24 protein-coding genes and 1 tRNA gene are annotated in these 25,317 nt (G+C 67.4%); 13 read left to right on the plus strand and 12 right to left on the minus strand.

Annotated elements, in window-relative coordinates; translation table 11 throughout:
• From OR37_RS19545 to sfsA, 6 genes are all read right to left on the minus strand, one after another.
• Nucleotides 1–1,141: tyrosine-type recombinase/integrase (locus OR37_RS19545; protein ID WP_004624316.1), on the minus strand; the 1,141-nt coding region annotated here is incomplete at its 3' end.
• A 148-nt stretch (nt 1,142–1,289) separates the two neighbouring features.
• Complete coding sequence (locus OR37_RS19550) at nt 1,290–1,943, minus strand: JAB domain-containing protein (protein ID WP_004624317.1); 654 nt, start codon at nt 1,941–1,943, stop codon at nt 1,290–1,292.
• Between the two features lie 98 nt (nt 1,944–2,041).
• Nucleotides 2,042–2,872, minus strand: a complete 831-nt coding sequence (gene map / locus OR37_RS19555) for a type I methionyl aminopeptidase (RefSeq protein WP_004624319.1) — start codon at nt 2,870–2,872, stop codon at nt 2,042–2,044.
• Between the two features lie 118 nt (nt 2,873–2,990).
• Entirely contained in the window at nt 2,991–3,377 is a 387-nt protein-coding gene (locus tag OR37_RS19560) for a hypothetical protein (protein ID WP_004624322.1), read from the minus strand.
• An 85-nt stretch (nt 3,378–3,462) separates the two neighbouring features.
• A complete protein-coding gene (locus OR37_RS19565) occupies nt 3,463–3,795 on the minus strand; it encodes a hypothetical protein (RefSeq protein WP_004624325.1) in 333 nt (110 codons plus the stop codon).
• Between the two features lie 55 nt (nt 3,796–3,850).
• Nucleotides 3,851–4,567 carry a DNA/RNA nuclease SfsA gene (gene sfsA / locus OR37_RS19570; protein WP_004624326.1) on the minus strand — a complete coding sequence of 239 codons (717 nt, stop codon included), beginning with the start codon at nt 4,565–4,567 and terminating at the stop codon, nt 3,851–3,853.
• A 53-nt stretch (nt 4,568–4,620) separates the two neighbouring features.
• Between sfsA and OR37_RS19575 the strand changes: the two genes are divergently transcribed.
• Complete coding sequence (locus OR37_RS19575; protein WP_004624329.1) at nt 4,621–5,388, plus strand: competence/damage-inducible protein A; 768 nt, start codon at nt 4,621–4,623, stop codon at nt 5,386–5,388.
• A gap of 9 nt (nt 5,389–5,397) precedes the next feature.
• Here the strand turns inward: OR37_RS19575 and OR37_RS19580 are convergent, their stop codons facing one another.
• On the minus strand, nt 5,398–5,796 hold the full coding sequence (locus OR37_RS19580) for a helix-turn-helix domain-containing protein (protein WP_004624330.1): 399 nt from the start codon (nt 5,794–5,796) through the stop codon (nt 5,398–5,400).
• 207 nt (nt 5,797–6,003) lie between these two features.
• Nucleotides 6,004–6,090 (minus strand) — tRNA-Leu (locus OR37_RS19585).
• 143 nt (nt 6,091–6,233) lie between these two features.
• Between OR37_RS19585 and OR37_RS19590 the strand changes: the two genes are divergently transcribed.
• From OR37_RS19590 to OR37_RS19645, 12 genes are all read left to right on the plus strand, one after another.
• A complete protein-coding gene (locus tag OR37_RS19590) occupies nt 6,234–6,557 on the plus strand; it encodes a hypothetical protein (protein ID WP_004624332.1) in 324 nt (107 codons plus the stop codon).
• A 94-nt stretch (nt 6,558–6,651) separates the two neighbouring features.
• Nucleotides 6,652–7,896: a histidine-type phosphatase gene (locus tag OR37_RS19595; protein WP_004624334.1), complete on the plus strand. Its 1,245-nt coding sequence runs from the start codon at nt 6,652–6,654 to the stop codon at nt 7,894–7,896.
• Between the two features lie 298 nt (nt 7,897–8,194).
• The gene (locus OR37_RS19600) at nt 8,195–8,857 is read left to right on the plus strand and encodes a hydrolase (RefSeq protein WP_004624335.1); all 663 of its coding nucleotides are present in this window, start codon (nt 8,195–8,197) and stop codon (nt 8,855–8,857) included.
• A 22-nt stretch (nt 8,858–8,879) separates the two neighbouring features.
• Nucleotides 8,880–9,119 (plus strand): DUF1427 family protein, encoded by a 240-nt coding sequence (locus tag OR37_RS19605; protein WP_004624338.1) that lies wholly within the window; start codon nt 8,880–8,882, stop codon nt 9,117–9,119.
• 35 nt (nt 9,120–9,154) lie between these two features.
• Nucleotides 9,155–11,005, plus strand: coding sequence for an amidohydrolase (locus tag OR37_RS19610; RefSeq protein WP_004624339.1), 1,851 nt, complete (start codon nt 9,155–9,157; stop codon nt 11,003–11,005).
• A 2-nt stretch (nt 11,006–11,007) separates the two neighbouring features.
• Nucleotides 11,008–11,436, plus strand: coding sequence for a DoxX family protein (locus OR37_RS19615; RefSeq protein ID WP_004624341.1), 429 nt, complete (start codon nt 11,008–11,010; stop codon nt 11,434–11,436).
• A complete protein-coding gene (locus OR37_RS19620) occupies nt 11,433–12,155 on the plus strand; it encodes a YoaK family protein (protein ID WP_004624342.1) in 723 nt (240 codons plus the stop codon). Before OR37_RS19615 ends, OR37_RS19620 begins: the two co-directional genes overlap by 4 nt.
• Nucleotides 12,148–13,512: an alginate export family protein gene (locus OR37_RS19625; protein ID WP_004624344.1), complete on the plus strand. Its 1,365-nt coding sequence runs from the start codon at nt 12,148–12,150 to the stop codon at nt 13,510–13,512. Before OR37_RS19620 ends, OR37_RS19625 begins: the two co-directional genes overlap by 8 nt.
• A gap of 355 nt (nt 13,513–13,867) precedes the next feature.
• Nucleotides 13,868–16,978 (plus strand): TonB-dependent receptor, encoded by a 3,111-nt coding sequence (locus tag OR37_RS19630; RefSeq protein WP_004624346.1) that lies wholly within the window; start codon nt 13,868–13,870, stop codon nt 16,976–16,978.
• Between the two features lie 95 nt (nt 16,979–17,073).
• Nucleotides 17,074–17,796 carry a SapC family protein gene (locus OR37_RS19635; protein ID WP_004624348.1) on the plus strand — a complete coding sequence of 241 codons (723 nt, stop codon included), beginning with the start codon at nt 17,074–17,076 and terminating at the stop codon, nt 17,794–17,796.
• On the plus strand, nt 17,793–18,827 hold the full coding sequence (locus OR37_RS19640) for a cupin-like domain-containing protein (protein ID WP_004624350.1): 1,035 nt from the start codon (nt 17,793–17,795) through the stop codon (nt 18,825–18,827). The genes OR37_RS19635 and OR37_RS19640 overlap by 4 nt, the downstream gene beginning before the upstream one ends.
• 10 nt (nt 18,828–18,837) lie before the next feature.
• Entirely contained in the window at nt 18,838–20,334 is a 1,497-nt protein-coding gene (locus OR37_RS19645) for a tryptophan halogenase family protein (RefSeq protein WP_004624353.1), read from the plus strand.
• Here the strand turns inward: OR37_RS19645 and OR37_RS19650 are convergent.
• From OR37_RS19650 to OR37_RS19665, 4 genes are all read right to left on the minus strand, one after another.
• Complete coding sequence (locus OR37_RS19650) at nt 20,331–21,635, minus strand: glycosyltransferase family 4 protein (protein ID WP_004624356.1); 1,305 nt, start codon at nt 21,633–21,635, stop codon at nt 20,331–20,333. The genes OR37_RS19645 and OR37_RS19650 overlap by 4 nt on opposite strands.
• 11 nt (nt 21,636–21,646) lie before the next feature.
• Nucleotides 21,647–22,942: an FkbM family methyltransferase gene (locus OR37_RS19655; RefSeq protein ID WP_081613003.1), complete on the minus strand. Its 1,296-nt coding sequence runs from the start codon at nt 22,940–22,942 to the stop codon at nt 21,647–21,649.
• Nucleotides 22,943–23,024: 82 nt separating this feature from the next.
• Nucleotides 23,025–24,596 carry a hypothetical protein gene (locus OR37_RS19660; RefSeq protein WP_004624359.1) on the minus strand — a complete coding sequence of 524 codons (1,572 nt, stop codon included), beginning with the start codon at nt 24,594–24,596 and terminating at the stop codon, nt 23,025–23,027.
• A gap of 66 nt (nt 24,597–24,662) precedes the next feature.
• Nucleotides 24,663–24,962 carry a helix-turn-helix domain-containing protein gene (locus OR37_RS19665; protein ID WP_004624362.1) on the minus strand — a complete coding sequence of 100 codons (300 nt, stop codon included), beginning with the start codon at nt 24,960–24,962 and terminating at the stop codon, nt 24,663–24,665.
• Nucleotides 24,963–25,317 lie beyond the last annotated feature (355 nt).

Here is a 25,317-nt window from a genome sequence, read left to right on the forward strand (position 1 = left end):
GTACACTCTTCGAACTGACATCCTGGAGCGTGTGGTTCTGTATGCGGTCGCGAATTTCTTTGGAGAGGCCGGCCTGACCTGCGAGCGTCTTCCAGGTTCTGCGCAGATCGCGGTTGGTCACGACAGGGATCACCTCGCGCTCGCGCTGACGCCACATGAAAGAGTACAGCGTGCCGTGGCTGACGGGCTTGGTTGGGTCGGTCGCGGAGGGGAAAAACCAGCCGTGTGCGTTGGGCTTGATCGATTCGATTAACTCCGCCGCCACTTCCGGGACCGGAATGGCGTGTGGCTTGCCATTCTTGGTCTTTGACCAGTCGATGATCCGCTCCTTCGCGTCCCACTGATCGACATGCAGGCGGGCGATTTCCTCCACGCGCTGCCCCGTGAGCATGAGAATGCGAACGGCCCGTGTGTAAGGCGGATGCACGGGCGCGTCCGGACATTCAAGCCAACGGTACAGGCGTAGGAATTCTTCTTCATCAAGCCAGCGAGTGCCGACTTTCTTGGGCTCTGTGGGGATGCCGGCGGCGGGATTGTAGACCAGCCGGAAACGCCGCTGCGACGCGTTGCGGTAGTCGTGTTCCGATTTCAGACCCCAGCTATATGCGGATCGGATGTAACTGCGGACGTGATCTGCCATGGAGCGCTTACCGCGGTCATAGATCGGTCGGATGAGATCGGTGATTTCGTCGGGCTCGATGTCGCGAGCGGGCCGATTGCGGCCGAGGGTGTCGGCGATCTTGTTGAGGCCTTTCTCAGCCTCTTTCCAAGATGACTTTTCGGATGCCTTCAGGTGAGCGACATAGGCTTCGAAGAGATCGGCCACGGTGCCGGGACGCGTGTCGCCGGCGATCTTGATGCTGCGGCCCTTCTGGATCATGTCGGCGAAATCGCGTGTGAAAACTTCGCGCGCTTTGCTGAGCGACATGGATGGGTATGAGCCCAGTTTCTTCTTGAAGCGCTTCTGATCGCGCCACTGCTGCGCCATCCAATCGGCGGTGACGCGCGTGGGCATGGGCTTCATGACCAGGACAAGGCGACCGGTGCCATGTCCTTCGCCATCGACCAGGCTTAGCTGTTTGCCGGTCTGCTCCACCTGCTTCAGCGCGCGGCGAATTTCTCCATCGGTAAGGCTTGGCACTGGGCTCTCCCATTGGCTTTCAAGTGGGGTCGCCAGACGGCTAGCAGGGGTCGGCGACTGGGGTCACAAGGGCGATCGATCCCCCTCAAAACCGACCCCAATATGCCACAACGTCCTGCGCTACGACAAGCCTAAAAGTTCAAGTGATTCAACGGTTAGGAGCGTGATCGAGCGTGATGGAAATAGGTTGAGTGGGATGGTTGTGGACCAGGATGATATTGCTGGACGACAGCTCCAGCGCTCGCCGCATCACCTCGCGCGGATAGACCGGGGCGTGGTCGACCGTGCCGCGGTTCATCACCTCGTCGGCGATCAGCTGGTTCTTCTTGTCGAGGAACAAGACGCGGAACTGCTCGCGCGACTCGTTGGCCAGGGCCACGCGGACATAGCCGAGCAGGGCGCTCCAGGAGCTGATCACCGGGCGTTTGACGATCTTGTCGCGGCCGGCGCGCAGCGTGGCCTCGTGCAGCAGCTTGATGTCCATGGCGGCGGCTTCGCCGATGCCGGAGACCGTGCACAGCTCCTCGATCGACGCGCCCAGCACCCCGCCGAACGAGCCGAACCGGGTCAGCAGCCTCTTGGCCAGCGGTTTGACGTCGCCGCGCGGGATCGCGCGGAACAGAAAGAGCTCCAGAAGCTCGTAGTCGGGCAGGGCCACCAGACCGCCGGCCTTGGCGCGCGCCCGCAGCCGCTCGCGGTGGCCCAGATGATGGGCATGGGCCGACTTGCGCGCGGTCTTGATGGGCGCGAGCGCCTCGTCCGCCGCGACATCGGAGATCATCAAGGATGAAACGCTGACCATCACGCCCTCGACTCTGGACGAGCAGTAGGCGTTATCGCTTTAGAGTTGTCTAGACGTTTTGGATGCCCTTTGGCGTTGCGGCCGCATCCAGCCCCCGGTCAGCCACCCAGGATCGGCGGCTGGAACAGGCCGGCCGGCGAGCCGGTGAAGATCTCGTAGCCGTCCTCGGTGACGCCGATCGAGTGCTCGCACTGTGCCGACAGCGACTTGTCGCGGGTCACGGCGGTCCAGCCGTCGTTCAGCACCTTCACGGCGGGCTTGCCCAGGTTCACCATCGGCTCGACGGTGAAGAACATGCCCGGCTTCAGCACCGCGCCCTGGCCGGGGCGGCCAAAGTGCAGGATGTTCGGCGCGTCGTGGAACACCTTGCCCAGGCCGTGGCCGCAAAAGTCGCGCACGACCGAGCAGCGCTGCGCCTCGACATAGGACTGGATGGCGTGGCCGATGTCGCCCAGGGTCGCGCCCGGCTTCACGGCGTCGAGGCCGCGCTTCATGCCCTCGTAGGTGATCTCGACCAGGCGACGGGCGCGCGGGCCCACTTCGCCGACGCCGTACATGCGCGAGGTGTCGCCGTGCCAGCCGTCGACGATCACGGTCACGTCGATATTGACGATGTCGCCCTCGCGCAGGGTCCAGTCGCCCGGAATGCCGTGGCAGACCACGTGATTGCGCGAGATGCAGACCGTCTTGGGATAGCCGCGATAATAGAGGCAGGCGGGCAGGGCCTTGTGGTCCAGGATGAATTCGCGGGCCAGGCGGTCCAGCTCGTCGGATGAGACGCCCGGCTGAACGTGCGGGATCAGCATGTCCAGGCACTCGGCGGCCAGCTTGCCGGCCTTGCGCATGCCCTCGAAGTCCTCGGCCTTGTGGATCTTGATCTGGCCCGTGCGGGTCTCGGCTTCGATCTCGAGGGTATTGTCCAAGGTCATGCTCAACTCGGGCGCCGCCGCCGCGACGCGCGGCGAATAGGTCTGTGAAGGGTCGTATCTCGACACTCTAGCACGGATTTCAACCCTTGGCGCGAAGAGTGGGGCGCGAAGAGTGGGCCTAAGGGTTGATCCGCCGCACCGTGTCCGTGGCGGGGCGGATCTCCTTGAGGAACTGGGCCTCCAGGGTCGTGGGCTTGTCGCGCCGCACGTGGCAGACGCCCTTGTAGCGGGTGACCCGGCCGCTTTCCTTCTCGGTGACGTCGGCGGTGAACTTGACGTCCCATTCGCCCGGACGGCCAACCGCGACGGGATCCATGTCGCCGGACGAGACCCCGGACACCGTCTTCAGCCCAAAGCGGTCCCGAAGCTCGCCGGTGCAGGCCTTGAACGCGAAGATGGCGCGCAGGCCGGTCATCAGGCCGTTCTCGGGCTTGTTGGGATCGGTCCGCCCGCACGCCGAGACGCACAGCGCCAGGACGACGACGGCCAGCACGCTCTTCCCCATGCGCGGTCCCCTCGGTTCGCGAGCTCGAAAGGGGTAACCGAGATGGCGGCGATTGCAGCTTAATTCGCTGTTAGGTGAACCGCGCTCAGCCGGGCTTGCCGATCTCGACCGTGCTGGGCCCGTCCCGACGGACGTGGCACGCGCCGGCGATCGAGACGCGCGGCTGGCCAGGCTCCTCGGTGAAGCCCGTGTAGCGCACCACGCGGTCGCCGTTGGCGTCGACATGGGCGTCGGTCTTGAACTGCTCGACATTGACGGTCTTGCGCGGGCCGGCATACGCGGCCTTCACCTTCTCGCGGCAGACCTCGAAGGTCGCGCCCACGCGAAGGGCGGTCAGCGGGCCCCCGCCATCCGAGGCCGCCGCAGGCATGGCCGAAAGAGCGATCACCGTCGCCGAGATCGTCGCCAGAGCTTTCATCGCCGCCCCCGTTCAAGTCGCGCCGAGGTTGGCGGGGGCTCGCCGGGATTGCAAATTAATTGCCGGCAACGGAGCCCCGCCACGCGATCCGTCGCGCCACGCGGACGGTCTCCATGCCCATCGCGCAGTCATAGACCAGCACCTCCACCCCCGCCTTCGCCGCCGCGTCGAGGCCCCGCGCGAAGGCCGGGTCGAGGTCGGCGCAGGCCTGGAACGCGTCGCAATCCTCGCGCTGGACGACGAACAGCACGACGGCCCGATCCCCATGCGCGACCTGCGCCGCGAGGTCGCCGAGGTGGCGCGTCGAACGCTCGGCCTTGCAGTCGGGAAATTCGGCCAGGCCCGGCGTTCGCGAGAAGTGGCAGTTCTTGACCTCCAGCCAGCACGGCGGGCGATCGGGATGGGTCAGCAGGAAGTCGACGCGGCTGGCTTCCGCGAACTTCACCTCGGGCCTGATCGTCGCGTAGCCCGAGAGTTCGGGGATCAGGTCCTCCGCCAGGGCCTCGGCGACCAGCCTGTTGGGCAGCAGGGTGTTGATGCCGACCAGCGCGTCGCCCTGCTCGACCATCTGCAGGGTGTAGGCCAGCTTGCGCTTGGGATCGTCCGACCACGACACCCAGGCGCCCTGGCCGGGCGCCTTGACGCCCAGCATCGCGCCGGGGTTCGGACAGTGGGCGGTGATCTCCCGCCCGTCGTCCAGCACGAGGTCGGCGAAGAAGCGCTTGTAGCGGCTGACCAGCCGGCCGTGGATCAGCGGTTGCGGGAGCTTCATGCGAGGCCTAAGTCGAGAGCATTGACGATCGGGGCCAATAAGGGATCCAGCCGATGACCACCAGCGAACGCGTGACCGCCGCCGTGATGATCATCGGTGATGAGATTCTCTCTGGCCGCACCCAGGACACCAACCTGGCCGCCATCGCCCGCTACCTGGCCACCTACGGCGTCGATCTTTGCGAGGCGCGCGTCGTGCCCGATGTCGAGCAGGAGATCATCGACGCGGTCAACGCCCTGCGGACCAAGTACGACTACGTCATCACCACCGGCGGCATCGGCCCCACTCACGACGACATCACCGCCGACTCGATCGCCAAGGCCTTCGGCGTCACCGCGCCCGAGCATCCCGAGATCATGGCCATGCTGCGCGAGCGCTGGGGCGAGCCTAACGCCGCCCGCCGCCGCATGGCCCACGTGCCAGAGGGCGGCAGCCTGGTGAAGAACCCGGTCCAGGGTCCGCCCGGCTTCCAGAAGGAGAACGTCTTCGTCCTGGCCGGCGTGCCCGCGATCATGCGCGGCATGTTGGAGGATGTCGGGCCGCGCCTGCGCACGGGCGCGGTGGTTCTGAGCAAGACGGTGCGGGTCACCGGCACCGGCGAGGGCGTAATCGCCGCGCCGTTGGAGGCGGTGGCCAAGGCGCACCCGGCCATGTCGCTGGGCAGCTATCCGTTCTTCAGCCCGCCGGACGTCTATGGCGCCAATCTGGTGTTGCGTGGCCGCGACTCCGAGGAGCTGGACGCGGCCGTCGCCGAGCTGATCACCGCCCTGACCGAGGCCGGCGCCAACAACATCGAGCTCTTGGCGACCGAGGCTAAGTAGAGCCCGCGCTTACTCGTCCTCGGCGATGGCGCGGGCCAGGTCGACCAGGTGCTTGCGCATCCCCGAGGAGGCGATCGCCACATAGGCGCGGGCCAGCTCCGGGCCGCCCGGCGCCTGCCAGAAGCGGGCCATCTCGTTGGCCAGCTCGGCGGCGGTGGTGTCGGCTTCCTCCGGATCGTCCAGGCCCTCGAAGAAAAAGCCGATCGGCGTCTTCAGGAACATGGCCGTGGCGTGCAGCTTCGAAGCGCTGATCCGGTTGGCGCCGCCCTCGTACTTCTGCACCTGCTGGAACGTCAGTCCCAGGGCGTCGGCGAGGGCTTGCTGCGAATAGCCAAGATCCTTGCGCCGCATACGCAGACGCCGGCCCACGTGGATATCGACGGGATCGGGACTCTTGTCTTCGGCCATGCTCACTCACTCGAACGCACCGCGGAGAAGGAAGGTCGCGCGCGACGGCGGCCTCCATCATGCGCGACCGGCGTTATCTTGGGCGGAGTCGAGGCGTCTAGAAACGCCTATTCCATTTGGCGCGGTCGATTCCCCCATGGCGGGAAACCTGTCCGACGCGTCCCGTTGGAGGGGGACGGATAGAACCCGAACACGGGTCGGGACGGCTGGTGCGGGCGGCCGGAATCGAACCGGCATAGCCTTGCGGCTGACGGATTTTAAGTCCGTTGCGTCTACCAGTTCCGCCACGCCCGCCTGAAGCCTGTGGCAGCTATAGTCGGCGAAGGTCAGGTCGTCGAGCGTCTCGCCGCGCAAGCAAGCTTGACGGGATCGGGCGGGCGCGGAATCGTCGCCGCCGAACACGGTCCAGCCGGACCGAAAGCGGGGAGATTTCGAAGATGCGTATCGTGACGGCCTTGGCCCTGACCTTGCTGGCGGCGGGCCCCGCCCTGGCCCAGAACGCGACGCCCGCGCCGGCCACCGCGCCCGCCGCCGCCGCCGCGCCGGCCTTCTCGGCCGACACTCCGCTGGAGACGGTGGTCGCCAATCCGGCCGCCAAGGCGGTGCTGGACAAGGACATGCCGTCGATCTCGACGCACCCGGCCTTCGACCAGTTCAAGGCGATGAGCCTGCGTCAGCTGCAGCCCTACGCCCAGGGCAAGATCACCGACGAGGCCATCGCCAAGGTCGACGCCGACCTGAAGGCCGTCTCCGGCAAATAACGGCCGGCGCTTGGTCCGCCCCCGGACGTCCGCTGTCATGGTCGCGTCGCCGATCTCGCCTAGAGCCTGTCCCGAGACTTGGGGAGACGGGATCATGGCGAGGTTTCGGAGCGCGCTGGTGGCGGCGGCGTTTCTGGCGGCGGGCTCGGCCCAGGCGGCCGACAGGGGCGATCCGACCGACGGCCTGAAGCTGGAGCGGATGGTTCTGGTGATGCGCCACAGCGTGCGCCCGCCGACCAAGGCCGTGGCCACGCCCGCCGGGACGACCGCCCAGCCCTGGGGCGCCTGGACCACGCCCTATGGCGAGCTGACCCCGCACGGCGCGGCCGGCGCGCGGCTGATGGGCGCCTATTACCGCACCTTCCTGGGCGCGCGCGGGCTGTTGCCGCGTGACGGCTGCGCCGCGCCCGGCGATATCGTGTCTTGGGCTAGCGGCAAGTCGCGGGCCATCAAGACCGCCGAGGCCTTCGCCGAGACGCTGCAGCCCGGCTGCGGCCTCAAGGTCGCCCATCCCGACAGCGAGGCGGACGATCCGATCTTCCACCCGGCCGAGGGCATCGACGGCGACATCGCGCTGAAGGCCGCCCTGCGTCAGAAGCCCGGCGTGGCGGCCGAGGCCCGGATCCACGCCAAGGACTTCGCGGTGCTGCAGCGTGTCCTGGGCTGCGATCCGGCGACCAAGGCCGGCTGCGGCGTCGCCGACAAGCCGTCGCGGCTGACCGCCGCCCAGAACGACACGCCCAACCTGGAGGGCGCGCTGTCGGTGGCCTCGACGGCCGGCCAGACGATCCTTCTGGAATATGTCGAGGGCAAGCCGATGGCCGAGGTCGGCTGGGGCCGCGCCTCCAAGGCCGACATCCAGGCGATGTTGCGCTTCCACGTCGTGAAGTTCCACTACGAGGTTGGCGCGCCCTATATCGCCCAGCGCTACGCCGCGCCGATCGCCAAGGAGATCCTGGCCGCGCTGGACGGCGCGTCCGGAACCGGCGCCAAGCTAACCCTGCTGACCGGCCACGACACCAATATCGCCGCCCTGCGCGGTTTTCTGAACGCGCACTTCACCGCCGCCGACTATCCCCAGGACGATCCGCCGCCCGGCGGCGCGATGGGCTTCGAACTGCTGAAGGGCGGCGACGGCAAGGCCTATGTGCGGGCCTTCTACACGGCACAGACCATGGATCAGCTGCGCGAATTGCAGCCCCTGACCGCCGCCAACCCGCCTGCCTACGCCTATTTCCCGATCCCGGGCTGCGCGGTGAAGGGACAGCCGACCCTGTGTCCGCTCGAGACCTTCAAGGCCCTCGTCGGCGGCAAGCTGAAGGCTCCCGCCCCGAACTGAAGCCTGTTGACGGCGCGGAGAGCGCCGCGTCAGCCAGCAAGGATTTGCGCGCCGCCGTCGGAGCGCGTCAGGGCCAAGATCCCTGACGCGCTTCAGGTGTTTGCCATGGCAAGATCAATCCTTGCGCCGCCGGTCGGGCGGGGTCGGCCCGCGCACGCATGTCGATATCATTTTTGGAAACGATGGATTTCTATCATTTCCATTTATGCGGTTCGGTGTCACGGTCAAAGTCTCCCTGTCAGCAACGACGGGGCGACCGGGAAGCGGTCCTCCACCCGATCAGAGAAGGACCTCGACCATGACCCTCCAAGCCACCGCGACCCCCGGCGCCCGCTTGCTGGAGCCGACCGATCACACCCTGATCATGATCGACTTCCAGTCGCAAATGGCCTTCGCCACCAAGTCGATCGACGCCAGCCTGCTGCGCACCAACGCCGCCCTTGTCGCCAACGGCGCCGCCGGATTCGGCGTCTCGACCATCCTGACGACCGTCGCCGAAAAGAGCTTCTCGGGTCCGATGTTCTCGGAAGTCACCGACGCCTTCCCCGGCAAGACCCTGCTGGACCGCACCTCGATGAACACCTGGGAAGACCAGGCGGTGATCGCCGAGGTCAACGCCATAGGCAAGAAGCGCATCGTGCTGGCGGGTCTGTGGACCAGCGTCTGCATCGTCGGCCCGGCGCTGTCGGCGCTCGACCAAGGCTTCGAGGTCTATGTCATCACCGACGCCTGCGGCGACGTCTCGACCGAGGCCCACGAGCGCGCGGTGACCCGCATGGTGCAGGCCGGCGCCCAGCCGATGACCTCGCTGCAATACCTGCTGGAGCTGCAACGCGACTGGGCGCGCGGCGAGACCTATGACCTGACGACCGGCGTCGCTCGCCAGTTCGGCGGCGCCTATGGCCTGGGCATCACCTACGCCAAGACCATGTTCGGCGCTTCCGAAAGTCACGCCGCCTGATCCCTTCAAGAGGAGCGCCGCCATGAAGCCGTACCTGCTGTCCCTGGCCGTCGGCCTCATGGTTGGCGTCATCTATGCGCTGCTGGGCGTGCGCTCGCCCGCGCCGCCCGCCATCGCCCTGCTGGGCCTCTTGGGCATGTTGCTGGGCGAGCGGATCGTCCCCGTCGCCAAGAGCCTGATCACCCGGCCGCCGGTCGAGGCCCGCGCCGCTCCGCCCGAGCGCGCCGGTTGCCCGGCGGGCTCCTCCGATCCCCAGGCCTGATCCATCCCTTTTCCCTCCCGCCAGAGAGACCCGCCATGACCGACCTGCTGCTCGTCAACGGCAAGATCACCACCCTTGACCGGGGCAACCCGCGCGCCGCCGCCGCCCTGATCCGCGACGGCAGGTTCGCCGCCGTGGGCGAGGAGGGCGAGGTCCGCGCCGCCGCCGGTCCGAACCCGACGATCATCGACCTGAAGGGCCGCCGGGTGATCCCGGGGCTGATCGACAGCCACATGCACATCATCCGAGGTGGGCTGAACTACAACATGGAGCTGCGCTGGGACGGCGTGCCGACCCTGGCCGACGCCATGGCCATGCTGAAGAAGCAGGCCGCCAACACTCCGCCGCCCCAGTGGGTGCGCGTGGTCGGCGGCTTCACCGAGCATCAGTTCGTCGAGAAGCGCCTGCCGACCCTGGAGGAGCTGAACGCCGCCGCGCCCGAGACGCCGGTCTTCATCCTGCATCTCTACGACCGCGCCCTGCTGAACGCCGCGGCCCTGCGCGCCGTCGGCTACACCAAGGACACGCCCAATCCGCCGGGCGGCGAGATCGTCCGCGACGCGGCCGGCAACCCGACGGGCCTGCTGCTGGCCCAGCCGAACGCGACCATCCTCTACGCGACCCTGGCCAAGGGGCCGAAGCTGCCGCCGGAATACCAGCTCAATTCCACGCGCCACTTCATGCGGGAAATGAACCGCCTGGGCGTGACCGGCGTGATCGACGCCGGCGGCGGCTTCCAGAACTATCCAGACGACTACGCGATCATCGAGAAGCTGCACGCCGATGACGAACTGACTCTGCGGATCAGCTACAACCTCTTCACCCAGAAGCCGAAGGAAGAGCTGTCGGACTTCCAAACGTGGTCCAAGCAGGTGACGCCCGGCCAGGGCGACGACACCTATCGCCACAACGGCGCGGGCGAGATGCTGGTCTACAGCGCCGCCGACTTCGAGGACTTCCGGGTGGAGCGTCCCGAGATGCCGGCCAATATGGAAAGCGACCTTGAGCCGGTGATCCGCCTGTTGGCCGAGAACCGTTGGCCCTGGCGTCTGCACGCCACCTATGACGAGACGATCAGCCGGGCGCTGGACGTCTATGAGAAGGTCAACAAGGACGTCCCGTTCGACGGCCTGCACTGGTTCTTCGACCACGCCGAGACCATCAGCGACCGCAATATCGACCGCATCGCGGCCCTGGGCGGCGGCATCGCCGTGCAGCACCGCATGGCCTATCAGGGCGAGTACTTCATGGAGCGCTACGGGGCCAAGGCCGCCGAGGCCACGCCGCCGATCGCCAAGATGCTGAAGGCCGGGATCCCGGTCGGCGCGGGCACCGACGCCACGCGGGTGGCCAGCTACAATCCGTGGGTCTCGCTGAACTGGCTGGTGACCGGCAAGACTGTCGGCGGTACGCGCCTCTATCCCCCGGCCAATCGCGTCGACCGCGAGGAGGCCCTGCGCCTGTGGACCACGGCCAACACCTGGTTCTCGAACGAGGAAGGCAAAAAGGGCCAGATCGCCGTCGGCCAGCTGGCCGACCTGGCGGTGCTCAGCGACGACTACATGACCGTGCCCGAGGACGAGATCCCGCACCTGTCGTCGGTGCTGACCCTGCTGGGCGGCAAGGTGGTCCATGGCGAGGGCGACTTCACCAAGCTGGCGCCGGTCCTGCCGCCGCCGATGCCCGACTGGTCGCCGGTGCGGACCTTCGGCGGCTATCAGGAGCGTTCGCGGGGCCACGCCCGCGCCCTGGCCTCGGCCTGCGGCTGCGCCAACGCCTGTAACGTTCACGGCCACGACCACGCCGCCGCGCTGGGCCGGGAGGCCCCGACCGCCGACGCGCGCTCGTTCTGGGGCGTGATGGGCTGCGGCTGCTGGGCGGTGTGACCATGATCGCCGCCCGACGCAATCCGCGCTTCGTCGACGCGATCCTGGACTGGCCCGCGACGGCGCCGCTGGCCCGCTTGGCCCTGGTCGGCGCCTATCTGCTGGGCGCGGTGGTCAAGATCACCGACTTCCAGGGCGCGACGGCCGAGCAGGCCCACTTCGGCATGACCCCGCCGGCCTTTTGGGCCGCGCTGACCATCGCCGTCGAGATCCTCGGCCCGCTGCTGATCCTGACGCGCCGCTGGCTTTGGCTGGGGGCGGGGATGCTCGGGGTCTTCACCCTGTTGGCGGCGATCACCGCCAACGCCTTCTGGTCGATGCCCGCGGGCCACGACCGCTTCATGGCGACCAACGCCTTCTTCGAACATGTCGGCCTGATCGGCGGGTTCGTGCTGGTCGCCCTGCTGGACCGTCGGGAGCGCGGCGCATGAACACGACCCCCGTCTCGCCCCGGCCGCCTGGCGACGGTCGCACCGCCGTCCTGGCGGCCTTCACCGCCGGCTTCATCGACACTGTGGGGTTCGTGGGCCTGTTTGGCCTGTTCACCGCCCATGTCACCGGCAACTTCGTGCTGATCGGCGCGGCGATCGTCACCCACCACTCGGGGATCGTCGCCAAGCTGCTGGCCTTGCCGGTGTTCATCACGGCGGTCGCCGTCACGAGCCTTCTGATCCGCCGAGGCCGGGACAATCCGCGGCTCGCCATGGGCTATGTCCTGTTTGGCCAGGCCATGCTGCTGATGGCGTTCATGGCCGCCGGCCTGCTCCTGGGACCGTTCCGGAACGGCGATCAGCCGGCCGCGATCCTGACCGGCATGATCGGCGTGGTGGCCATGGCCGTGCAGAACGCCGCCGCGCGGCTGTTGTTCTCGCACATGTCGCCGACCACGGTGATGACCGGGAACGTCACCCAGATCGTCATCGACGTCGTCGACCTGCTGCACGGACCCAGCGCCGAGGCCAAGGCCCGGGTGGGCAAGATGCTGCCGCCGGTCGCGGCCTTCGCCTTGGGGGCCATCGGCGGCGGCCTGGGGTTTGTCGCCCTTGGCTTTTGGGCCGTGGCCATCGCGGTCCTGGCGGTCTTCGCGACCCTGCTGACCCTGATTCCTTTCGACCTGGCGCGCGCCGCGCGGGATGGCCGTCATGGCTGACCTTCGAAAAGGCCTGGCCGGCGCGCTGGTCGGCCTGGCGATGGCCGGCGCCGCCCACGCGGCCGAGGCGCCGCCTTTCAAGCTGATCCGCTCGGACGAGGACTACGGCTATCTGGCCAAGGTCCCGGACAAGACCGGTCTGGACGCTCTACGCTACATCCCGATCGGCGACGCGGGCTATATGTCGCTAGGCGGCGAGGCCCGGCTGCGGGTCGACTCGATCGACGCCCCGCGCTTTGGCCTGGGCGGCGAGCAGGCCGACACCTTCGCCCTGACCCGCTTGCTGCTGAGCGCCGATCTGCATCTGGGCGACGCCGTCCGCGTCTATGGCGAGCTGGGCGTGCACCGCGACATCGGCAAGAAGGATCCGCCATCGTCCACCGATCGCGACGGTCTCGACGCCCAGGTGCTGTTCGTCGACCTCAAGCCCGCCGACGGGTGGCGCGTGCGCCTGGGCCGCCAGGAGCTGTCGTTCAACGCCACCCAGCGCTTCATCGCCGTGCGCGAGGCGCCCAACATCCGCCAGAGCTTCGATGGCGCGCGGATCACCCGCGAGGCGGGGCCGCTGAAGCTGGACGCCTTCTATCTGGAGCCTGTCCTGATCCAGCAAGGCGCCTTCAACGACACCCGTAATCGCGCCCAGCGATTTTACGGGCTCTATGGTCAGGCGCGTCTGTCGCCCCACGCCAGTCTGGACCTCTACGTCCTGGAACTGGATCGCGACGGGGTGAAGTTCGGGGCCGTGACCGGCGACGAGCGCCGGACCTCGCTGGGCGCGCGCCTGGCCGGGACGCGCGGGCCGTTCGACTACGATACCGAGGCCATGGTCCAGGGCGGGCGCTTCGCCGGCCGGACCATTCGCGCCTGGGGCGGCTCGGTCGCCGGCGGCTATACGCTGGCCGCGCCGTGGAGGCCGCGTCTGGGCCTGCGCCTCGACGTCGGCTCGGGAGACCGTAACCCCAATGACGGGCGGCTGGAGACCTTCAATCCCCTGTTCCCCAAGGGGGCCTATTTCAACGAGACCAGCCTGACCAGCTGGAGCAACCTGGTGGCCCTGCGGCCCAGCCTGGGCCTCTCGCCCCGCAAGGACCTGACGCTGGAGGCCAGCTACATGATCCGTCGCCGCGAGACCGGCGAGGACGCCATCTATCTGCAGCCCAGCGCGGCCCTGGCGCCGGTGGGGAACGATCACGCCAAGGCGGTCGGCGACGCGGCGGTGCTCGACGCGACCTGGCAGGCCACGCGCAACCTCAAGATTCAAGGGCAGCTGGCCCATCAGTCGGCGGGCGAGGCCGTGCGACGGCTTGGCGGCCACGCCGTCGACCTGGCGGTGCTGTTCGTCCAACTGCGCTTCTGACGGCCGTCGTCCGCCCGGATCTAAGCCGAATTCGTTCTTAGCCGCGGCCTGAAAGCCGATCCGTTCGCGAAATGTAACTCAATCGCCGCGCGTGGGGCCGAGCTTCGGCGCCCCTTTGCCTCCGGAAGCAGATCGGCGAACGGCGTTCATTTGTCATAAAAATGGACGTAAATCGGCTTGAAAAAGATTGTCAGCGCTGTCATTTTGCCGTTGCGACAGATCAATACCGATGTTACCGCTAACTGGTCTCTCGTGCCCTGGTTGATCACGGGTCGAGAACGGGAAGAGGGGCCGGAGCTAATTCCGGTCCGTAACAATAACATCGCCCCGCAGGGGCTTTTTAGGGGGAACGGCTATGAAGCGGCTTCGTCGCTTGCACGCGTCTGCCTCTTGCGTCGCCATCACGGCGGCCGTGCTCGCCACGCCGGCGTTCGCACAACAGGCGCAGGACAATCAAAACACTGTCGACCAGGTCATCATCACCGGCATCCGGGCGTCGCTGGAGCGGTCCATCGCGATCAAGCGCGACAACAGCGGCGTGGTCGACGCGATCTCCGCCGAGGACATGGGCAAGTTCCCGGACACCAACCTGGCGGAATCGCTGCAGCGGATCACCGGCGTGTCGATCGACCGGACCAATGGCGAAGGCTCGCAGGTCACGGTCCGGGGCTTCGGACCCAGCTTCAACCTGGTGACCCTGAACGGCCGCTCGATGCCCACAGCGAAGGTCGCCGCGGTCGGCGGCGATCAGTCCTCGGATAGCGCGGCCGGCACCAGCCGCTCCTTCGACTTCTCCAACCTGGCCTCTGAAGGCGTCACAACGCTGGAGGTCTACAAGACCGGCCGCGCGGCCGTGCCGTCGGGCGGTATCGGCGCCACGATCAACGTCAAGACCCGTCGCCCTCTGGACAACGCCAAGCCCGGCCTGACCGGCAGCATCGGCGTCAAGGGCGCCTATGACACCAGCATGGACAAGAAGGTCGACGACTTCGGCAGCAAGATCACGCCGGAGGCCTCGGGTCTGGTCAACTGGGTCAATGACAACGAGACCTTCGGCGTCACCCTGTTCGGCAGCTACCAGAAGCGTGACTTCACCAGCCGTTCGGCCACCTCGAACGACTGGAACATGCGCACGTTCGCCCAGTTCAACGACCCGGCCAACGGCTTCGTCCGCGCCGGCGGCGCGACCCAGATCGTTAACGCGCCGAGCAATCCCAACACTCTGGTCGCGATCCCGAACGACAGCCGCTATCACTTCGCCCAAGGCGAGCGCGAGCGGATCAACGGTCAGGCCTCGGTGCAGTACCGCCCGGTGGAGAACTTCAAGGTCACGCTGGACGGCCTCTACGCTCAGAACAAGCAGTTCGAGCGTCGCAACGACAGCTCCAACTGGTTCAACCGCCCGTTCGACAAGGTCGTCTTCGACACCAATCCCGTCGTCGCCACCGCCCTGCTGACCCAGGAAACGCTGAGCGGCACCAAGGACATGGGCTTCGAACAGCAATATCGGGCGACGAAGGACACGCTGAAGTCGATCGGCCTGAACGCCGATTGGGACGTCACCGACAAGTTCAAGCTGACCCTGGACGGCCACATCTCGAAGGCCGATAGCCGGCCCGACGCCTCGAACGGCGCCAGCTCGACCGCCGTCGCCATCGGGGCGCCGATCATCGCCTCGCACCAGGTCGACTATAGCGGCGAGATCCCGGTCCAGACGTTCACGATCAACGACGCCGCGCCGCGCGGCAACGGCAACGGCAAGCTGGACATCGGCGACCTCGGCAGCCAGGTGGCGCGCACCTGGGCCGAGCGCCAGCGCCAGGACGTCAAGGAAATCCGCCTCGACGGCCGTTGGGACCTGGACGACAAGGGCAGCCGCTTCGATTTCGGGGTCGACTACCGCACGTCGAAGATGATCCAGACCAACATCCAGACCCAGCAAGACCTTGGCACCTGGGGCATTTCGGCGCCCGGCGACGTCCAGAAATACGCGGGCAGCCTGGTCAAGCAGTTCTGCCTGGCCTGTCAGTTCGACGACTTCAATCCCAAGCAGAGCGGCCCGGGTCTGGTGTCGTTCCGCGCCAACGCCCTTGACCTCTACAACGCCCTGTCGCCGGTCTATAAGGCGGTCAACCCCGTCCAGGTCACCGGTCAAGACGACAATCGGGTCAAGGAAGACATCGCCGCAGCCTACGCCCAGGTCACCTGGAAGGCCGAACTGGCGGGCATGCCGACCGAACTGGTCACCGGCGTCCGATACGAGACCACCAAAACCAAGTCGACCTCGCTGGTCCGCGTGCCCAGCAACATCATCTGGACGGCCGACAACGACTTCAGCGTCATTGCCGGCAACACCTATCAGCCGGTGTCCGGCAAGGGCAGCTACCATAACTTGTTGCCGTCGATGGACTTCCGCATCGACCTTCGTGACAACTTGACCGGCCGCTTCTCGTTCAGCCGCACCATCGCGCGTCCTGAGTATGGCAACCTGTTCGCCTCGGCCTCGATCCCTGGAAACCCGAACCGCCCGACCGCCAACGGCGGCATCCCGCTGGGCGCGAGCGGCAACCCCGGCCTCGCTCCGCTGATCTCGGACAACTTCGATGTTTCGCTGGAGTGGTACTACAAGCCCAGCAGCTACATCTCGATCGGCTTCTTCGACAAGCAGGTGACCAACTTCGTCGGCACCGGCACGCAGATGCAGAACCTGTTCGGCCTACGTGACGCCAGCGCGGCGGGGCCGGGCAGCCGGTCGGAAGCGGCCAAGAACGCCCTGTCCGGCATCGGCGCCAGCCAGACCGACGTCAACCTGTTCACCATGACGGCGCTGATCCAGCAGACCGGCTCGGTGGCGGCGGCGACGGCCCAGTATCAGGCCCACCGCATCGCCGGCGGCGACCTCGATCAGACCTACGCGGACCAAATCCTCGCCGCGATCGACATCACGCCCAACAGCAGCGACCCGCTTTACAACTTCCAGGTCTCCAAGCCGATCAACAACAAGACCGGCAAGATCCACGGCTTCGAAATCGCCGCGCAGCACTTCTTCGGCGACACGGGCTTCGGCGTCGCGGGAGCCTATACCAAGGTCAGCGGCGATGTCGGCTTCGACAACGCCGCCAATCCGAACGAGGACCAGTTCGCGCTGCTGGGCCTGTCGGACACCGCCAACGCCACCTTGATTTACGACAAGCACGGGCTGTCGGCCCGCGTGGCCTACAACTGGCGTGATCGGTTCCTTCAAGCCACCAACCGCGGCGGCGGGCGCAATCCCGTCAATGTGGAGCCCTTCGGCCAGGTGGACTTCAGCGTCAGCTACGATGTCACGCCCAAGCTGTCGCTGTCCTTCGAAGGCATCAACCTGACCAACGAACACCTGCGCACCTATGCTCGCGATGAAAACGAGCTGTGGTTCGCTCAGGAACTGGATCGGCGCTTCCTGCTTGGGGCCCGCTACCGCTTCTAGTTCGGAACGTCTGGAAACAAGGACTTGGAGGCCGTCGCGCTTGCGGCGGCCCCCGTCTTCCTTTGAAGTGCGGGGCTTGAAGTGAGTGCGAGCCGATGAACCGAGTGCTGCTGAACAATGTCGACCACGCCGACCTGCGCGTGATCGTGGGTCACGGCGTGGCGTTCGGCGACGCGATCAACCAGGCCCTGCTGCTGCCGACCGAGTTCGAGGCCGCGCAGCGCGAATATCCGATCCTGATCCGCAAGGACCCGGCCGGCGCCTACCAGGCCGTGGCCCTGCTGGGCCTGGACCGCGACGAGAACCTCTTCCTGGACGAGACCGGCTGGAACGCCCGCTACATCCCGGCGGCGCAGCGGCGTGGGCCGTTCTCGATCGCCCTTCAGCACGACGCGCGGGGCGGCCAGCCTCGCCCGATGATCCATGTCGACCTCGACCATCCGCGCGTCAGCCACAGCGAGGGGGAGCGCCTGTTCCTGCCGGCCGGCGGCGCCGCGCCCTATCTCCAGGACATCAACCGCACCCTGGGCGTGATTCACGAGGGGCTGGAGGTGACGGGCCCGATGTTCGCCGCCTTCGATGAGCTAGGCCTGATCGAACCGGTCGATATCGAGATCAAGCTGGACGATCACAAGATTTATGAGCTGCCGGACGTCTTCACCCTGGCGCCCGATCGCCTGGCGGCCGTGACCGGCTCCGACCTCGAACGGCTGCACCAGTCGGGTTTGCTGCGCGCCGCCTGGGCGGTAATCGCGTCGATGGGCAATATCGAGGACCTGATCGCCCGCAAGAACCGCCGCCGAGCGCTGCTGGCATGACGGCCCCGACGCCACGCCGGACGCTGGAGACCACGGTCGCGACGCCGGCCGAGATCCCGTTCGACGCCATCCTGGCGGGGCAGACGCCGATGGTCTTCAAGGGCCTCGTCCGCGACTGGCCCTTGGTCCAGGCGGGGCTGAAGAGCGCCCAGGCGGCCCGCGACCATATCCGCGCCCACGACCGGGGCGGCCGGGTCGTTGGGTATCTGGGCGATCCGGCGATCAAGGGGCGCTTCTTCTACGACGAGGGCCGCACGGGCCTGAACTTCAAGGCCGAGCGCGCGCCGCTGGAGGACTTCCTGTGTCGCCTCGAGGCGGTCGAGGGGCGGGACGACGCGCCGTCGATCTATGTCGGTTCGGCCGATCTCGACGCCTATTTCCCGAGCCTGAAGGCCGAGAACGACCTGGGTCTGGGCGCCGAGGTGTTCGGACCGCAGCCGCCGTTGGCCGGGATCTGGATCGGCAACCGCACGGTCGCGGCCGCCCACTACGACATGTCCAACAATATCGCCGTCTGCGCGGTGGGCCGGCGGCGCTTCACCCTGTTCCCGCCCGATCAGGTCGCCAATCTCTATCCGGGGCCGCTGGACCCCACGCCAGGCGGCCAGGTGGTCAGCATGGTCGACTTCGATGAACCGGATTTCGACGCTCACCCTGGCTTTCGCGAGGCCCTCGCCGTCGCCCAGGTCGCCGAGCTGGAGGCGGGCGACGTGCTGGTCTATCCGGCCCTGTGGTGGCATCAGGTCGAGGCGTTGGCGCCGTTCAACGTGCTGGTGAACTACTGGTGGAACGTCGCGCCGGACTTCGCCGACACGCCGGCCAACACGCTGCTGCACGGCCTGCTCAGCCTGCGCGACCGTCCCGACTTCGAAAAGCGGGGCTGGAAGGCGCTGTTCGACTACTATCTCTTCGGCCCGGCCGACCGCGCCGCCGCCCACCTGCCGGAAGCCGCGCGCGGTCCGCTCGCCCCGCTGGACGCCTCGCGGGCCCGTCGCCTGCGCGCCGTCCTGCTCGACCGTCTCAATCGCTGAGGAAGACGCCATGAATCAGCCGCCCGTTCGCAAGGTGGTGATCGCCGGCGGCGGCACGGCCGGCTGGATGGCCGCCGCCGCTCTGTCACGGCAGCTCGGCCCTTTGCTGGACATCACCCTGGTCGAGTCCGAGGACATCGGCACGGTCGGCGTCGGGGAGTCGACCATCCCCACGGCGCGCACCTTCAACGCCCTGCTGGGGATCGACGAGGCGGCGTTCATGCGCGCCACCCAGGCCACCTTCAAGCTGGGCATCCTGTTCGAAAACTGGGGCCAGGTCGGCGATCGCTACATCCACTCGTTCGGCCAGGTCGGCAAATCCACCTGGATGGGCGGCTTCCATCACTTCTGGCTCGAGGCGCGGGCGGGGGGCTTTGGCGGCGATCTGGGGGACTACTGCCTGGAGCTGCGGGCGGCCGAGCAGGAACGGTTTTCCGCCGGCGACGACCCCCGGCTGAACTACGCCTACCACCTCGACGCCGGCCTCTACGGCCAGTTCCTGCGCCGCATGGCCGAGGCGGCCGGCGCGCGCCGCGTCGAGGGCAAGATCGCCAGCGTTCGCCAGCGCGGCGCCGATGGCCATGTCGAGGCGCTGGTCATGGAGTCCGGCGCCGTCGTCGAGGGCGACCTGTTCATCGATTGCACTGGCTTCCGGGGTCTGCTGATCGAGCAGACCTTGAAGGCCGGATACGAGGATTGGAGCCATTGGCTGCCAACCAACAGCGCCCTGGCCGTCCAAACCCGTTCGATCGGCCCCGCCGTTCCCTATACCCGCGCCATCGCGCACCGGGCCGGCTGGCGCTGGAAGATCCCGTTGCAGCACCGGGTTGGCAACGGCCTTGTCTATTGCAGCGACCACATGAGCGACGACGAGGCCCAGGCGATGCTGGCGGCCGAGATCGAGGGTGAGACCCTGATCCCGCCGCGCCTGATCCGCTACCGCACCGGCAAGCGGCGCAAGACCTGGGATCAGAACGTCGTGGCGCTGGGTCTGGCCAGCGGCTTCGTCGAGCCTCTGGAGTCCACCTCGATCCACATGATCATGATCGGGATCAGCCGGCTGATGCAGCTGTTCCCGTTCGACGGGATCAGCCCCGCCGTGGTCGAGCGCTACAACCGCCTGGCCGATGACGAGCTGGAGAAGATCCGCGACTTCATCATCCTGCACTACAAGCTGACCGAACGGACCGACAGCCCGTTCTGGGACCGCGTGCGCGAGATGGAGATCCCCGACAGCCTGGCCCAGCGCATCGCCCTGTTCCGCGAAAGCGGCCACCTGTTCCAGGCGCCGGGCGAGCTGTTCCAGGTCGACTCCTGGCTGCAGGTCATGCTGGGCCAGCGGCTGGAGCCGCGCGGTCATCATGGCATGGGGCGGTTGATGCCGCCGGCTCAGCTAAAGCAGGCGCTGGACGACCTGAAGGCCAATATCGCCAGGGCGGTGGCCCGGCTGCCGCCGCACCAGGCCTTCCTCGACGACTACTGCGCGCCGCTGAGCAAGAGCGCTTAACCCTCGAGCGGCGCGAACAGCTTTTGCAAGGTCGCGGCGATGCGGCTGGCGGCCGGGTCGCCGGCGGACAGGCCCATGGCGTTCAGCTCCCCGCCGATCCGTCGGCCGACCGAGAGCAGGGGGCGGCTGGTGATCTGGACCTCCGCCAGCCGCTCGATGGTCTCGGCGTAGCGCGCGGCGTTCAGGGTCTTCAGCGCCCAGGCGCGAGCGGCCTTGCCGGTCTCGCGCCGCAAGGTCTGGTCGCCGACCAGGCGCTCGAGCACGGCGCGGAGTTCGTCGATCACGATCTCGCCGTCGATCTTGAAGACCAAGTCGTCGGGCAGTTCGCCGTAGAAGCCGGCGCGGGGCACGATGGTCGGGCGGCCGCTGAGCATCCCCTCGCAGGCCGACCCCGAGGCGCCTTCCAAAACCGGCTTGCGCAGGGCGCAGATGATGTCGGCCTCGTCGAGGCGCTGGTCCAGGGTCTTGTCGTCGACCGGGCCCTCGATGACCAGGTTCTCGAAGCCGACCTCGGCGGCGACGGCCTCCAGCCGGGCGCGCTCCTCGTCCAGGATCGGGCCGACCAGGCGGTAGACGCAGGCCTTCAGGGTTTCCGACCCGCCCAGGGCGCGGATCACGTCGGCGACCCGCTTGTTGGGGTTCATCACCCCAACCGTGGTCACGGTCAGCGGGCCCTTGGCCTTGGGCGGCCCCGGCGGGGTCGCGCGGTCGGGGCAGCACAGAGGCGTCACCTCGACGGGCCCCGGACAGGCGGCTTCCAGGCGCGCGGCGTAGAAGTTGGCATGGGCCAAGGCGGCTTCGCAGCGCGCGGCCAGCCATTCGGTCATCGGCACGTGGCGGGCGATCTCGCCCATGTCCGGCATCTGGCCCGAGCGCACGGCGACCGCGTGCGTCTCCGCCTCCGGGCCATAGGTCGCGACGATCTCGGCGTCATGCCGACGATAGTCGAGGCCGTTGTAATAGAGCCAGCCCGAGAACAGGTTGTAGAGATAGAAGTCGTGGAAGATCCCGAGGCACGGCGCGGCGTCCAGGATCGCGAAGACCCCGCCGTGAAAGAGGTAGTTGTCGCCGATATTGACCACCACGACGTCGAACTCGGTCCGCAGGCGCGAGAGATCGTAGCCGCGCCAATGATGGACGGGCAGGGCGGTCGCGTGCAGCGCCTCGGCGGCGTCGTCCTGGTCCTCGCAACGCAAGATCTGGACGGCGTGACCGCGCGCGGCCAACTCCCGCGTGACCCCGGCGCTGACCCGACCGATCGAGGAACGCAGCGAAAGCGGCGTGACCCAGCAGATTCTCATCGTCTTACGTCCTAGCGCCGCAACAGGCGGCGTTCGGCGTCGCCGCCGGCCCGCACGAAGGCGATGTTGGCCGAGACCACCTTGGCGGCGGTCTTGGCGTTGGTCGGCTCGGCCGCGCCGGTCGCCTCGTCGATAAGGTAGGCCTTGAAGCCGGCGTCGGCGAAGGCCTTGAACCACTGGGGCGGGGTCTGGCCGACGCGCTTCAGGTGCTCTGGGCCGAACTCGGCGACGATGGCCAGGTCCGGGTTCTTGGCGATCAGGCCCTTCATGCCCGCCAGGACATCCAGCTCCGCGCCTTCGACGTCGATCTTGACCACGTCCATGCGCTTGGCCGGAGCGATGTCGTCAAGACGCACCACCTCGACCTCGACCGTGTGGGCCTCTTCCGCGTCGGGCAAGGCGTAGAGCGAGCTGTGGCCGATGATGTCGCTGACGTGGAAGGTCAGGCGGCCCGGCTTCTCGCCCACCGCCTGGTCGCGCACCTCGACCCAGGCCAGGCCGTTCAGGTGCTTCATTTTCTCGAGATTGGCGCGCGGCACGCCCTCGGGCTCGAAGGCGAAGACCTTGCCCGTCGGTCCGGCCGCCCAGGCCAGAACCAGGGTCAGCAGGCCGATATTGGCGCCGACGTCGGCGACGGTCATGCCGGGCTGGACGAGGCGGCGCAGCACGTCGCTGGTGCCGGGTTCCAGACCCTTGCTGGTGGCGTTGGCCAGCATGGCCACGAAGGTCGGCAGGGCGCGCGGCGCCAGCACGTAGCCGTCGCGCATCCGGATGGCCATCGACTCGTCGTCATAGGCGATCAGCGGCCGCAGCTTGATTTCCAGCTCGTCGAAGCGCGGGCCGAACAGGCCCGGCAGGCGGGCCAGATTGTCCGAAAGATCGACGCCCCGGGTCTCGATGCGCGCCAGAGGCGATTCCAGGCGCGTCAGATGCGCCGAAAGCGCGCGCATCGCCGCGGCGTCCTGGTCGTGTCGGCCGATGACCTGATGCAGCAGCGCGTGCGACTGCTGCAGCAGGCCCTGCGTGTGGTCCAGGCGGGTCTGAACCGACGCCAGCTCGCCGGCCAGCGCGCCCAGCTGGGCCTGGGTCTGGCGAAGCTCGTGCTCGACGGTGGCCTGGAGATAGCGACGGACATAATGCGCCACCGGCGAAAGCACCGGCGCCAGCAGACGGCGGGCCAGCGCGAAACGGCGGCGAGGCGGCGGCGAAGACGGGGGCGGGGAGGGCGGTGCGACCTCGACGACCGGCGCGACGCCGGGAACGCGCATGGCGGAAGCGATCGCCAAGTCCAAGCGTGCGGGTCTCAAAATAGTCCTTCCCGACCGCGCCCCGAGGGGCGCGCTCTTTCGATCCGGTTACGTCGGGTGCTTCAGGCGCCCGACGCCCGGTCTAGACCAGATTCCCGCCGTGCAGGAAGGCCGATTGCGCGCCGATGAGGCTGATCGCGCTGCCGTCGATGAAGTCGAAATTGATGCTGGTCACGTGATCGACCGAGGCCGCGTCGTGCAACACGCGCTCGTCGTACATGACCACCTTCTGACCTTGCATCATGATGCTGATGTGATCGGTATGGCTGACGAAGTAGTCGACGAACTGCTTGGCCAGATCCACCGAGGCATAAACCGGCGCGGGCGCCGGCGCCGGCGCCGGCGCCGGCGCGGATGTCAAGCCTGGCTTGGAGGCGACGATGTCCGTCGATCCGACCGTTGCGGGCTTGGCGACGTTGCCGGTGTCCGGAGCCGCGACGCTCGTCGCGCCAGTATCATGGGGCTCGCCATCATGGGCGGAAGAGGTGGGAACTGGATCGGCCGCGACCGTTTGCCCCTGCGCGGGGGCCGGCGCCGTCGTATAGTGACCGCCGCGCGCGATAAGGTCCGCCAGCACGTCAGGCAACTGGCTCACCTCGATGACCGAGATTTTCTGCGCGTTGATGTCGCCGACGATGCCCCGCACCAGCTGCACGGCCTCGACCGTTGGCAGGGCGCCGGGGATCAGGCGCAGGTCCAGCGACCAATTGGCCGGGTCGGTGGGCAAGCGCGCGACGGGGCTGAAGGTCGCCAACTCTTGATGAATGACGCTGGCGAGCGGCTGAACGTCGTCATGCGACGCGGCGACATCGAGAACTGGACGCGCGCTTAGCAGAGCAACAAGCGCCAGTGTGGACGACACCATATGCTCTGGCGAGTTGTCGAACGTGACCGCATGGGCGGAGCCATTCAGCGGCGGGCTGTTCTCGCTTGAGGTGTTCGCGGGCGGCGCGCCGCCGAAATCCAGGGCCGCCGCCGCCGCCGTGATCGCCGAATGGGCGACGGAGTCGACGCTGGCGGGGCTGACGCCATAGTCAGAGGCCAATAGAGCGGCCGCCAGGATCAGCACCGCCTGGTTGGCCGGCAGCTGAACCGAATCGCTGGCCGGCTGATTGGCGGCCGCCATCGGCGCGACGCCGTTCTTCAGCGCCGAGGCGGAGCTGGACGACAGGAGGGCCGGGCGCCCAGCGGCGGGCTTTTGCGGCGCTTGGCTCGCACCGGTCTCGGCCGCGCGCGCCTCGCCGGTCTTGAAGAAGGCCGTGCCGACCACGGCGACCAGCAGGGCGGCGGGGTGGATCGAGATATTGTCGTTGCTTTGCGAGCGCCGCACCATCGGGTGGCTCGCGACCATGTTGCGGACCAGCGCCGAGAAATCGAAGCCGCGCGCGATCTCTTCGTAGGCGGGACCGGCGATCAGGTACTCGCCATCGATACGCGCGAAGTGGATCACCACCTCGCCGTCGTCGGTGCGATAGAAGACGAACCAGGGGTCCTTCTCGTCGCTGAGGCCCCGGTCGGTTCCGACGCGAATGCCGGCCCGGATCAGCGCGCTTTCGACACGGTAGAATTCGGCCAGCTCCTGCTGGCTCCAATCCGCGGGAGCGGGGGCGTGACGCGGCGAACGCTGAAAGAATGAAAGGACCTGAGCGGCCATGCGACGGACGTTTCCCCGCGTCTGGAGCGACTGCCGGCCCCCACCGGCGCCGCCACCCTAAACCAACTACTCTTCGCTGAACAGGATATCGTAGGTGATCGGATCGTAGAAGCGCAGCAGCTCGCGCACGAACGTCTTTTCCGACACTTCCAGAGCGCGGGCCCAGTCCCGATAGCGATCGGGCGGGATACGACCACGGCCGGTCTCCAGCTGCGAGATGAAGGTGTAGTAGTCGGCGCCGACCTTGGCGGCGAGCTGCCGCTGCGAGAGACCGACGGCCTCGCGCATTTCCTTCAGCCATCGGCCGCCTTCGCGGCGGAGGTCCTGAACCTCCGAGGCGCTGCGGCGTTGTGGGTTGCCATACATAATATAAAGCCTCGCGTCCGCCAACGCTGGGAGCGCGGGCGCGCGCTCGCTCGATACGCCCAGCGGAATGTCGCACATATACCCCTTCGCGGGGAGGGGTTCAAGGAACGCGACATAGGAATTTGCTGTACAGGTTACAAAAATGCTGTACGGCCGAAATTCGGCTATTGTCGACGTATGACGTTTGCTCTATAGCCATCGCTGCTCCCATGCGCGCCGTTCGGTCGCAGGGGGTGTGGGATTTCTTTGGGAGACAAGCCAGATGGCTTATAACGTTTCGCAGCTGACGACGTTCTTCACGAACGCCAATGCTGGCACCGGGCCGACCGTGGCTCAAACCGCTATTCTTCTGTAC

This window comes from Caulobacter vibrioides OR37 (genome assembly GCF_000372645.1).
In the GTDB taxonomy this organism is placed as follows: domain Bacteria; phylum Pseudomonadota; class Alphaproteobacteria; order Caulobacterales; family Caulobacteraceae; genus Caulobacter; species Caulobacter vibrioides_E.